Below are 12141 nucleotides of genomic sequence, written 5' to 3' on the forward strand. Positions count from 1 at the left end.
CCAAACGCGACTGAGGAACGTTGCCGTGCCCCTGTCCGTCCGGCAGACGCGCGAGGTTGCGCCGACCGACACCGGACAGCGAGTGGCGTCCCTGATAGTGGTGTAGCGCTGGTGGCTGGGTCGTCGCCCGTAGACGACGAGGCGGTCACCGCGTGATCCTTCGAGTGAACCTCTCACAGCACCCTCGACCACACCACACATTGTCGACTCCGGGGCTGTTCTGGGCCAGGCCCTCTCGCAGGCGTCCCCGGACCTGATGCGTGACCTGCTGGGCACGGTGATCAATTCGCTGCTGTCCGCGGAGGCCGACGCGGTCTGCGGCGCCGAGTGGGGCCGACCCTCCCCTGACCGGGTCAACCAGCGCAACGGCTACCGCCACCGCGACCTGGACACCCGTGTCGGAACCATCGACGTCGCCGTGCCCAAGCTGCGCACGGGCTCCTACTTCCCCGAGTGGCTCCTCGAGCGCCGCAAGCGCGCCGAGGCCGCCCTGATCTCGGTCGTGGCTACCTGCTACCTGCTCGGGCTCTCCACCCGCCGCATGGACAAGCTCGTCGAGTCGCTGGGCATCACCTCGCTGTCCAAGTCCCAGGTCTCGCGGATGGCCAGCGACCTGGACGCCCAAGTCGCCGCGTTCCGGACCCGGTCCCTGGCCGACACAGGGCCTCCACGTTCGTCGCCGCGGACGCCCTGACGATGAAGGTCCGCGAGGCCGGACGGGTCATCAACGCCGTCGTGCTGGTCGCGACCGGGGTCAATGCCGACGGGCACCGGGAGGTCCTGGGCTGCACCGTCACCTCGAGCGAGACCAAAGAGGCGTGGAACGTGTTCTTCGCCGACCTGGTCGCCCGGGGTCTTTGCGGGGTCCGCCTGGTCACCTCCGACGCCCACCGCGGGCTGGTCGAGGCGATCGCGGCGAACCTGCCCGGGGCGACCTGGCAGCGGTGTCGCACCCACTACGCCGCGAACCTGATGTCCGCGTGCCCGAAGAGCTCGTGGCCGGCCGTGAAGACGATGCTCCACTCCGTCTACGACCAGCCCGACGCCGACTCGGTCCACGCCCAGTTCGACAAGCTCCTGGACACCGTCGCCGACAAGCTCCCGGCCGTCTTCGAGCACCTGGACGCCGCACGGGCGGACGTGCTCGCGTTCACCAGCTTCCCCAAGGAGATCTGGCGGCAGATCTGGTCGAACAACCCCAACGAGCGCTTGAACAAGGAGATCCGCCGCCGCACCGACGTCGTGGGGATCTTTCCCGACCGCGACTCCGTGACCCGCCTGGTCGGCGCCGTCCTGGCCGAACAGCACGATGAGTGGGCCGAAGGACGCCACTACTTCGCTCTGGACGTCCTGGCCACGGCCCGACTCACCCTCATCACCGACACCGAGGAGGAGCCCCCGGCCCTGTCTTCCTGACCTCGAGGATCACGTCGAACGGCTACACCACTCCCAGGGACTTGACCGGACAGCGCGTCGAGTCCCCTGCACGCGGCCACCTAGCCCGCCACATGACCGCTGAGAGCTGTTCAGGTCGATCTCCCGCAGGCGGTCCCCCATGGAGTCAGTCGATGACACCATCAGCCGGCTGGCTTGGACGAGCAAGCCCCTCCGTATCGCAACGATGGAGCCCACACTTCGTGGTCAGAACGTGGCGTCAGCGCGGGTGAGACAAGGTCGGGTTCGCACCGGCGCGATCGGCAACGTGCGGGAGCACTCGTGGCTCACCTCCGAAGAGGTCCTCAACGCGCTGGCTCACCGCCTCGACAACTCGAAGGTCCTCCGAGAGACCGAGGCTGAGCAGCACGCCGCCAAGAGAGCTCGTCAACTGATGCCTGATCTCGGCGTCTCGATCTGCTTCGAGCACCTCCATCACGCGACGCGCATAACCTGCTGGCTCATGGTGCGCCCGTACATGCAGGCGGGCTGCCTTGGATGCCTCCGGTAGATCACTTCCCAGAATTGAGTCCAGCGCGGCAGCCACTGGGACGGCGGTCGGCGGGGCCTCGACATGCCTCATGAATGAGCCCACAACCTCGCGGTAACTGCCCTCAGCAACCGCCACAACCGGAAGGCCAGCGTCAAGGCTCTCGAGAAGGGCATACGAGGCGCCCTCGAGGCAAGGCTCGCGCAGCACCGTTGCCACAGTCGCATGCTCCCGCAAACTCGCCATAACCTCGTCGGATGGGCTTGAGAAGGCCGTGAATGAACTCGCCATCCCCGCTCGCTCCGCCCAGGCTGTCACCTGCTCCATCGAGACGCCGCCGTCCTTGCCCGCGACCACAAGATGCACGGCCCGGGTGGCGAGGAGTTCTGCGACGGCCTCGACCACCACGTCGATCCGCTTGTTCACATTGAGAACACCGGCTTGAAGGATGATCGGGACATCACGTGGCAGCCCAAGTGCTTCTCGGTCGAGCCCACCAGACCGCTGAGTCAGCAACGGCAATCCGATGACGTCCACCTCGGCCAGGGCAGTGGTGGCTAGCGCGCCCGCCGCGTACTGCGAATGCGCGATGAGATGTCTCGCTCCAGACGCGGCGAGCGACAAGAACGGGAACGTCATCCCGTCGCCGTCGTTCCACGGGGCCGCCTCGCCTGATCCGTCGAGCACGCGGCGGGTCCGATCACCGATATCTGGACCGTACCAGCGGCCAAATTCCTCGGCGTAGTCGCCACGATCAAGAAGGTATCCGTGAAAGAGATTGCTCAGAGAGACGTCGTGGATGACGACCACACCGGGGACGGCGAGCGACGCGAGCCAGATATCGCGATGATTCGGCGCATGGTCGCCGAGGTGGTACACCGCAGCGTCGTAGTCAGTGAGCACACTGAAGTCTTCAGGATACAAAACCCGCGTTCGCCCGCTCCAGGTCCGCCCTCCGGACTCGACTGGATGCCACACGTCGACGTCTACGCCTGGGATCAGAGCGAGCTCTTCGACAATCAAAGAGCTGACACGCCCGATGGCACTCTCGGGCGAGAAGGGTGTGCACCAGGCTATTCTCATGAGAGCAACTCCTGGATCACGTGGTCCCACGACAGATTCAATTCTGCGACTGCCTCGAGTGCTGCTCGCCCCATCGAGGCAGCGAGCTGGCGGTTCTCCCAAATCCGATCGAACGCCCGGGCGATATCGAGTGGGTCGGCGCGGGAGACAATCCCCGTGACGCCATCCGTCACCAGATTGAGGATTCCACCCGAATCCTCAAGGGTGACGACGGGCCGGCCCGCGGTCATTGCCTCGGCGGTGACATAGCCGAATGAGTCTTCGTCGAGCGGGAAGTAGGCGACCGCCAATGAGGACGCTATCAATTCGCGCTTTGTCTCGGTCTCGACAAACGAGAGCCGCAACTCGACGCGGTCACCGAGATCATTCTCCTCAACCGTTCTCCGTATCGCCTCGGCGAGCGCGGGGTCGTCAGGCTGCCCGGCAACGATGAGCCGGACCGGAGTGGTGACGTGTGCCATCGCCTGCACCGCGAGCAACGCCCGCTTGCCCGCGGACACGCGGCCGATGGACAAGACATAGTCGCCCTGGACATCACTCACGGGGATCGATCCCTCGTCAGGCAACGGCGGATAGAGCACGCGAGCATCAAGACCGTTGTGCTCACGCAAGCGCTGTTGAGTGACGTTGTCATTCGTGAAGAGCTTTCGGGCTGAACTCAAGGCCGCGGTATCGGAGAAGGTGATCGCCGCCTTGAGGTCCTTCCAAGCCTGATCGTCTACTGGAGGGCCCCAAGGGGTATCCCACAGGTCGTAGACCTGTCTGAACTGATGCAGAAGCCAAACAACCGTCTCTGGGTGAGGGACCAGGTACGCCGGGAACTTCAGGGCGATCACACGATCGACCTCACGCAGGTCGATCGTGCGTGCGAAGAACATGGAGTCAGCGACCTCGAGCGGACTCTCCCATCGGAACGGGAGACGGATGACTTCTGCCTCGTGCCCCCGCGAGCGAAGTTCCCGGGCTAATGCGTCGGCGAGGAGTTCAGCTCCCCCCTGAATGAATGGCACGCCGTTGTTGAGGATCAGCACCCTCATGCGAGGAGCCTGGTGACGACGTGATCCCAATTGATGTTCAGAGCGTCCACCTTCTGCTTTTGTGCTGCGCCGAGCGCGTCCGCCATGAGCCGGTCCTCATAGAGCCGGTCGAAGGCTCGACCCAGGTCTTCCGGGGTCGGGGGCACGACCAAGCCGTTGACACCGTCCTCGATCAGCTCCGTCACCCCGCCGCTGTCCGGCGTCGTAATGACCGGTCGGCCCATTGCGGCCGCCTCGAGCGACGGATAGCCGTATGAGTCCTCGTCATGGGGCAGATATGCCACCGCAAGCGCCTCCGAAATCCTTCGGCGCTTCTCCCCTTCGTCCACCCAGCCCGGACTAATCGTCACCCGTTCCTCTAAGCCCAGTGCTCGAATCGTCCCAAGTATTTCTTTCCGATACGGCGCGAGCGGGTTATCGAAAGCACCCAATAGGTCGAGCCTCACCGCTGACCTTGTGTGCGCCAGGGCTTCCACTGTCAGAAGTTGCCGCTTGTGCGAAACGAGTCGTGCTGGATAGACAATGGTGTCGCCTGCCGTTCCCAATGGATAGCCTCCATCCGGGTCCAACGGCGGGTAGAGCACCTCGGCTCGGAGGTTGTTGTACCGAAGAAGCCGCTCCTGAATCACGCGCGAATTGCAGAAAACTCGACTCTCGGAGAGCGACGCGTCGTCCGACGAGAACATCATGCGGCGAAACTCTCGACCATGGGGGTCGTCCGCGACGTCGCGCGCAGTGTCCCACATGTCATACGAAGGTCGATGGTGGTGCAGGAACCAGACACTCTTCTTTGGGTGCCGCACCAGGTGGCTCGGGGTGCGAACGGCAATGAGGCGATCACACCGGTCGCTAAAATCGAGTGACCTCAGTCCGACCATCTGGCTGGGCATGGTGCGCGGATCAGAAGCGAACGGCAGGGAGAAGAGATCAACCTCGTGCCCGCGCTGCTCCAATGCGCGGACGAGCCAATCGATAATAATCGTCGCCCCACCACGCAGGAATGGCACGTGTGTCGTAACCACGACGACCTTCATGAAAGCCATTCCTTATGACCTAGAGCGATCCGCCAATTCACAGCGGTGACCGCGCCGAGCGAGAGTTCGCGCTCCGCGTCAGATACACGCTCAGGGGAAGCTCCGAGCCAGGCTCGGGGTGCTCGCCGGAGACGGTCTCGAAGATGTCATGGTCCCAACCACGCTGTGTGGCCTCGGCGATCAGCGCATCGATTGATGTCTCGGCTCGAGTCAGATGCTCGGCAGCGAGTTCTGCGAACACGACGATATCCGGGTTGTCCTCCGCGATCCGCTGCATTCCTCTCAGCACTTCAAGTTCCGCGCCCTCAGCGTCGATCTTGACGACATCGACTTTGGTGCCAGGAGGGAAGACCTCATCGAGAGGAACGATCTCCACGCTCACCGTTGGATCAGTCAGCTCTTTGGAATAGAGCGAGTTGTGGCCAGAGTCGGCGTCATAGACCGCGAGCTTCCCGGTGCCGCGTACCGCCCCCGCCGCCTTCTCGTGGATGGCGACCCTCCCGGTTTCGAGCAGCCCGTTGAGTTGGACGTTGTCCCTCAGCATCTGCGCAGTCCGGGGCGCCGGTTCGAATGCTGTCACCCTGCCTGACGACCCCACCAGCGAGGTTGCCGCGACTGTGTACAGACCGAGGTTCGCCCCGACGTCGACGAAGTGAGCGCCAGGCACGATGTGCCGCGTCATGAGTGACCAGAATCCGGGCTCGGGGTGTCCCCTGTGCTCCAGGAAGGCAGCCAGGCGCCACTCGGCCGCAGGCACACCAAGGAGCATCGAGCCGATCTCCACCACGCGGACCGCCTCCTGCGCGGGAGCGCCGGTCGCGTCACCGGTCCCAGCTTTCAGGTCATTGACCACACGCTGAAGGGCGATGACGCGATCATTCAACCGCTCGATCGATGCGTCGAGATTCGCACGTCGAGCCACGTCCTGTCGACGATCTGTCGCACTTCCGGGCGTCATCCGCGGCAAACTGTAGATCATCTGGAGTTGAGCCATGTCGAACGCACGTGAAGCAAGCACGTGACGCCTCCACCGAGCCCTGGGGCCACGACCGGGCACGTGCGTGAATATCGCCGACTCCAAGGGGACGCCTCGGTGTAATTGGGCCACCATGTCGTCGACGCGGTCCTCGCGCTCGGGCACCCCCAGCAACGACGCCATTGCCCGTGCCACGGCAAGTTCCCACGGCGGACCGCTCCGGACCGGATCCAACTCGTGGGCGAGGACTCCCAGAGGAACTCCCGCCGCCCAGCGTTCGTGTTGCCGCGCGATCGTCTCGTCGTCGCGCAGCTCGCCTTCGACTTCAAGCTGGAGACCCCGAATCACCAACGTGTCGAGATTGTACTCATCGGGGTAGTCCGCTGATACGCGACCGGGAATCGCTCGGGCTTCCATCGATCCGTGAAGTCCGGTGAAGAGTTCCGCGCGGGTCGAGCCCTGCCTCAGCGCATCGACATGGGCGGCGAAGCCGTGAGGGTCGGGCTCGCGCTGGAGCACGAGATCGTAGAGGCCCACGACGAACAGCTCATCGGCCTGATACGGAGTGGATCGAGCCGACTTGCGAGTCCGCGAAGGGCCCGACAATCCCGATGGTGGGAGGGAAGAACGAGCAGAAGCCTGAATGTGCGCAACTACAGACTGCGTTGTCAACGGCACGGCAGGCCTTCCATTCAAGAGACTCGTGATCGCACGGAGTCTAACTGCAACACGTTGCGGCGCTGTTGCCTCACCGCCACCGCCGGTCGGTCCGCGGGGAGATCACGGACCCGCGCGGCAGCACCACGTCGGGCGCGAGCGACGCGGGCACGCCGGCAAGGAAGAGCGCGAACACCGCGGGACGACGCTGCGCCAGCTCGAGCCGCCCACCGTCGGCCGAGGCGAGGTCACGGGCCAGGGCGAGTCCGAGGCCGGTGCCGGCGCCTGAGGTGACCTCCCGCTCGAAGATGCGCGGCGCGAGGTCGTCGGGCACACCGGCGCCCTCGTCCGCGACCTCGACGACCACGGCTCCCGAGGCGCCGCTGGGCCTCGAGCGGACGGTGGTGGTCCCGCCGCCGTGCTTGAGCGAGTTCTCCAGCAGGGTGGCGATCACCTGGGCGAGCGCCCCGGGTGTGGCGAGGACCTGCACGTCGGGGTCGATCTCGAAGACGAGGCGCCGCTCGGCCGCGGCGTAGGCGGGGGCCCACTCCTCGCGCTGCTGGCGCAGCACGTCGGCGAGTACCACTGCCTCGGTGGTGCCGCCCTGGGCACGACGGGAGCGCGCGAGCAGGTCGTCGACCACGGTGACGAGCCTCTCCACCTGCTCGAGGGAGATCCGGGCCTCCTCGCGGACCTCGGGCTCCTGGGTCGCCAGCGCGATCTCCTCGAGCCGCATCGACAACGCCGTCAGCGGCGTGCGGAGCTGGTGGGAGGCATCGGCGCCGAACTGCCGCTCAGCGGCGAGCCGCCCGGCCATGCGGTCGGCGCTACGGGCGAGCTCGGCCGCGACGAGGTCGATCTCCTCGACGCCGGACGGGCGCAGCTGTGGGCGCACCTGGCCGGACCCGAGCTGCTCGGCGGAGGCTGCGAGGTACACGAGCGGGGCGGCGAGCCGGTTCGCCTGCCAGATGGCCATGGCGATGCCGGCGCCAAACGCCACGACGGCCGCGACCACGACGAGCGCGATCACGCGGGCGCTGATCCAGAACACGTCCCACCAGGAGACGTAGAGGGTGATGTTGGCGCCATTGGCCGACTCGGTGACCACCGAGACGTAGCGGCCCTCGATCGGGGGGCCGGCCTGGAACTGGGCGCCACCCGGCGCCGACACCACGACCGTCGCCTCGAGGGCCCCGTCGCCGCCGACGGCCACCTCGAGCATGCGCGCCGTGAGCGGGATGCCCTCCTCGATGCGGAAGTCGACGGAGCGGGCGAGACCGGCGGCTCGCGCCTCGAGCGCGCTGACCTCGTTCTCGCGCACCAGCTGCGCCACGAGGAACGCGAGGGGGAAGCCGAGGAGCACCACCGCGACGGTGACCGCCGCGATCGTCGACTGCAGGACCCGACGGCGCACGTTCAGCCTCGGTCGCCCTCGCCGGTCTCGAACCGGAAGCCCATGCCGCGCACGGTGGTGACGTAGCGCGGCGCGTTGGCGTCGTCCCCGAGCTTGCGGCGCAGCCACGAGACGTGCATGTCGAGGGTCTTGGTGGAGCCGGACGGGTCAGAGCCCCAGACCTCCCGCATCAGGACGTCGCGGCCGACCACGGTGCCGGCCGCGCCGACGAGCACCCGCAGGAGGTCGAACTCCTTGGCGGTCAGGTGGAGCTCCCGCTCCCCCTGGAACGCGCGGTGCGCGGCGACGTCGACGCGCACGTTCTGGGCGTGCAGCTCGTCCTCGTCGGGGACATCGCCCACGGTGCGGCGCAGCAGCGCCCGGACGCGCGCCAGCAGCTCGGCGAGCCGGAAGGGCTTGGTGACGTAGTCGTCGGCCCCGGCGTCGAGCCCCACGACCAGGTCCACCTCGTCGGCGCGCGCGGTCAGCACCAGCACGGGCGTCGTCAGCCCCTGGTTGCGGATGGCGCGCGCGACGTCCAGGCCGTCCATGTCAGGCAGGCCCAGGTCGAGCACCACGAGATCGGCCTCGCTCGCGTGGTCGATCGCGCCTTGACCCGTTCCTTGCACGTGCACGTCGTAACCTTCACGCCCGAGGGCTCGGGCCAAAGGCTCGGCAATCGCGGGGTCGTCCTCCGCCAGCAGCACGTGGGTCATCGGCCCATGCTAGGTCATGGGCGCGGTCATGCACTGGTCGTGGACACGCCCGGTTCGTCGCGTCGCGGGGACGCGGGCGGCGGGCAGCGAGCGGCGGCCGCGCAGGTCCAGGGCTCAGTCCGTGGACGTACCCCCGCGCCCGCCCGTCAGCCCAAGGGCGGAAGCGCACGCCCGGGTACGGCGTCTAGGCTCGCCACGTGGGTCTCTGGGAGCGCTGGAACCGATGGGAGGACTCCCATCGGTTCGCCATCGACGCCACCCTGACGGGCCTCGTGATGCTCGTGGCGGTGCCGCTGTCGGCCGCCAGCGCCGACAGCTTCTACCCGGTGCCGTTCGACTTGTACCTCTGGTCTGCCGCCGTCATCGCGCCGTTGGCGTGGAGGCGTTCCCACCCCGCAGCCTCGGCGGCCGTCGTCTTCGTCGTGGGCCTGCTGCAGGTGCTCGCGGGACACAGCTTGATCTTGCCCGCTGACCTGGCGGTGCTGGCCGCGCTCTACTCGGTCACCGTCCACGGCCCGCGGTGGGCGCACCGCGTCGCGATCACCGGCGCCCTGCTCGGCTCGCTGCTCATGAGCGCAGCGTTCAGCGGCAACGACCCGGTCTCGCTGATCGGCACCACCCTCTTCGCCAGCTCCGTCGCGCTCGCCGTCTGGGCGTTCGGCCTGGTGCGCCGACAGCGCCGGCTGACCATCGACGCCCTCGTCGACCGCACCCACCGCCTCGAGGTCGAGCGCGACCAGCAGGCCCGGCTCGCCACGGCGGCGGAGCGCTCCCGCATCGCCCGCGAGATGCACGACATCGTCGCGCACTCCCTGAGCGTGATCATCGCGCAGGCCGACGGCGGCCGGTACGCGGCCGAGGCCGACCCCGCCGCGGCGACCCGCTCGCTGGGCACCATCTCCGAGACTGGCCGCGCGGCGCTGGCCGACATGCGCCGGCTGCTCGGCGTGCTGCGGACCGACCCAGCGGACGCGGCGCGCCCTCGCACGCCCGGCCTGGTCGCGGCGGCCGGCCACCAGGACACCGACGCGTCGGGGGCCACGACGTCGCCGATGCCCGCGGCCCACGATCTCGACTCCCTGGTGGAGCAGGTCCGCGCGAGCGGCCTCCGGGTCTCGTTGGTGCGGATGGGCACCCCGCGCCCCCTGCCGCCCGGCGCCGGGCTCACGGTGTACCGGATCTGCCAGGAGTCGCTGACGAACGTGCTCAAGCACGCGGGCCCCGACCCCGCGGTGACGGTGCTGGTGCAGTGGCAGGCGGCGGCCATCCAGCTCGAGGTCAGCGACGACGGCCGTGGCGCCTCGGCCGAGTCGGACGGGCTGGGCCAGGGCCTGCTGGGGATGCGAGAGCGCGCGGCGATGTTCGGCGGGTCCGTCAAGGTCGGGCCGCGGCCCGGAGGAGGGTTCCGGGTGCGCGCCCAGCTCCCCCTGCCGCCCGTCGCCAACGACGACGCCCCCGCCATGCCGGCGCCCTCCGAGCCAGTGGAGTCCGTGGACTCCTCGAGCACCCCACCACCACTCGATGACCCCGCCACGGGGTCACACACCACCCACCGGGAGAGACCTCCGATGAACCACCGGCAGCAGGCATGACCACACCGATCAGGGTCGCGCTGATCGACGACCAGCAGCTCGTCCGGGCCGGCTTCCGCATGGTCATCGACTCGCAGCCCGACCTCGAGGTGGTGCTCGAGGCGGGCGACGGCGCCCAGGCCGTGCGGGCGTTGACCCCCGGCACCACGCCCGCCGCGCACGGCCGCGTGGACGTGGTGCTGATGGACGTGCGCATGCCGCACATGGACGGGCTCGAGGCCACCGCCGCGATCACCGCCGCCGGCACCGAGGACGCTCCCGCGCCGCGCGTCATCGTGCTGACCACCTTCGACCTCGACGAGTACGTGCTCTCCGCGATCCGCGCCGGGGCTAGCGGGTTCCTGCTCAAGGACGCGCCGCCGGAGGAGATGCTCGGCGCCATCCGCACGATCCACCACGGGGACGCCGTCATCGCGCCGTCGAGCACCCGCCGCCTGCTCGAGCACCTCGTCACGGCCCTCCCCCCCGAGCGGCTCGCCCACGAGGACGAGCCCGCCCATGCCGCGCTCGCCGACCTCACCGACCGCGAGCGCGAGGTCCTCGTGCTGATGGCACGGGGCCGCTCCAACACGGAGATCGGCGCCGACCTGTTCGTCGCAGAGGCCACCGTCAAGACCCATGTGGGCCGCGTCCTGGCGAAGCTGGGCGTGCGGGACCGGGTCCAGGCCGTCGTCGCGGCGTACGAGGCAGGGCTGGTCCGCCCCGGGGCCTGACGGACGGCCAGGTGGGGGCTGTTGTCGTCGCCGAAGTCAGTGCCTGGTCGCAGACTGCTGAGCGGCGGGTCCACCCGTGGGCGGACGAAGGCCGCGACCCCAGCCCGACGCGGGGCCCCCCGGCGGTCCGTAGCGTCGACGCTGACGCACTCACCGAACTTTGGAGCTAGTCGTGGACACCACCGTCTACCAGAACACCTCGCCCGGGCAGCAGTCCGGCCCTCCTGCGATCGCCGTCCGGGCCCGTGAGCTCGCCAAGGTCTACGGCGACGGCGCGTCGGCCGTGCACGCCCTGGCTGGTGTCGACGTCGACTTCACCGCCGGCGCGTTCACCGCGATCATGGGGCCCTCCGGCTCGGGCAAGTCCACCCTCATGCACCTGCTCGCCGGGCTCGACTCGGCGTCGTCGGGCCACGCGTACCTGGGCGAGACCGATGTCACCACGCTGGACGACGACGCGCTGACGCGTCTGCGACGCGACCGGGTCGGCTTCGTCTTCCAGTCCTTCAACCTGCTGCCGATGTTCACGGCCGAGCAGAACATCACGCTGCCGCTCGAGCTCGCAGGGGCGAAGGTCGACCGCCAGTGGTTCGACACGCTCGTGCAGGCCCTCGGGCTGGGCCAGCGCCTGACGCACCGGCCGTCCGAGCTCTCGGGCGGGCAGCAGCAGCGGGTGGCGATCGCCCGCGCCCTGATCACCAAGCCGGAGGTCGTCTTCGCCGACGAGCCCACCGGGAACCTCGACTCCCGCTCGGGCGCCGAGGTGCTGAGCTTCCTGCGCCGCTCGGTGCGCGAGCTCGGCCGCACGATCATCATGGTCACCCACGACCCGACGGCCGCCGCCTACGCGGACCGTGTCGTGCTGCTCGCCGACGGCCGCATCGCCGGGGACATCGCGGACCCGACCCCCGAGTCGGTGCTGGCGGGCCTGGACGCCCTGCGCCAGCTCGACGAGCCGGTCGCCACGACCGGCGCCATCAACACCGCTCGCACTGCGGGGCTCTGATGCTGCGACT

The 12141-nt window shown here is 68.3% G+C and carries 9 protein-coding genes and 1 pseudogene; 4 read left to right on the forward strand and 6 right to left on the reverse strand.

Features of this window, described 5'->3' with window-relative positions; all coding sequences use genetic code 11:
- Positions 1 to 199: 199 nt before the first annotated feature.
- Positions 200 to 1416 (forward strand): annotated as a pseudogene (locus tag NP064_RS12160) (IS256 family transposase).
- Between the two features lie 238 nt (positions 1417 to 1654).
- On the opposite strand, the gene NP064_RS12165 reads toward NP064_RS12160, so the two are convergent.
- From NP064_RS12165 to NP064_RS12190, 6 genes are all read right to left on the reverse strand, one after another.
- Entirely contained in the window at positions 1655 to 2827 is a 1173-nt protein-coding gene (locus NP064_RS12165; RefSeq protein WP_227570739.1) for a glycosyltransferase, read from the reverse strand.
- Between the two features lie 176 nt (positions 2828 to 3003).
- Positions 3004 to 4044 (reverse strand): glycosyltransferase family 4 protein, encoded by a 1041-nt coding sequence (locus tag NP064_RS12170; RefSeq protein ID WP_227570738.1) that lies wholly within the window; start codon positions 4042 to 4044, stop codon positions 3004 to 3006.
- The gene (locus tag NP064_RS12175) at positions 4041 to 5078 is read right to left on the reverse strand and encodes a glycosyltransferase family 4 protein (protein ID WP_227570737.1); all 1038 of its coding nucleotides are present in this window, start codon (positions 5076 to 5078) and stop codon (positions 4041 to 4043) included. Before NP064_RS12175 ends, NP064_RS12170 begins: the two co-directional genes overlap by 4 nt.
- A 37-nt stretch (positions 5079 to 5115) precedes the next feature.
- The gene (locus NP064_RS12180) at positions 5116 to 6732 is read right to left on the reverse strand and encodes an FkbM family methyltransferase (protein WP_227570736.1); all 1617 of its coding nucleotides are present in this window, start codon (positions 6730 to 6732) and stop codon (positions 5116 to 5118) included.
- A gap of 70 nt (positions 6733 to 6802) precedes the next feature.
- Positions 6803 to 8125, reverse strand: coding sequence for an ATP-binding protein (locus NP064_RS12185; RefSeq protein ID WP_227570735.1), 1323 nt, complete (start codon positions 8123 to 8125; stop codon positions 6803 to 6805).
- Positions 8126 to 8127: 2 nt separating this feature from the next.
- Positions 8128 to 8820: a response regulator transcription factor gene (locus NP064_RS12190; protein WP_227570734.1), complete on the reverse strand. Its 693-nt coding sequence runs from the start codon at positions 8818 to 8820 to the stop codon at positions 8128 to 8130.
- 197 nt (positions 8821 to 9017) lie between these two features.
- On the opposite strand from NP064_RS12190, the gene NP064_RS12195 reads away from it, so the two are divergent.
- From NP064_RS12195 to NP064_RS12205, 3 genes are all read left to right on the forward strand, one after another.
- A complete protein-coding gene (locus NP064_RS12195) occupies positions 9018 to 10412 on the forward strand; it encodes a sensor histidine kinase (protein ID WP_227570733.1) in 1395 nt (464 codons plus the stop codon).
- Positions 10409 to 11125: a response regulator gene (locus NP064_RS12200; protein ID WP_227570732.1), complete on the forward strand. Its 717-nt coding sequence runs from the start codon at positions 10409 to 10411 to the stop codon at positions 11123 to 11125. Before NP064_RS12195 ends, NP064_RS12200 begins: the two co-directional genes overlap by 4 nt.
- Positions 11126 to 11297: 172 nt before the next feature.
- The gene (locus NP064_RS12205) at positions 11298 to 12131 is read left to right on the forward strand and encodes an ABC transporter ATP-binding protein (protein WP_227570731.1); all 834 of its coding nucleotides are present in this window, start codon (positions 11298 to 11300) and stop codon (positions 12129 to 12131) included.
- Positions 12132 to 12141 lie beyond the last annotated feature (10 nt).

It is taken from the genome of Cellulomonas chengniuliangii (genome assembly GCF_024508335.1).
Lineage (GTDB): Bacteria > Actinomycetota > Actinomycetes > Actinomycetales > Cellulomonadaceae > Cellulomonas_A > Cellulomonas_A chengniuliangii.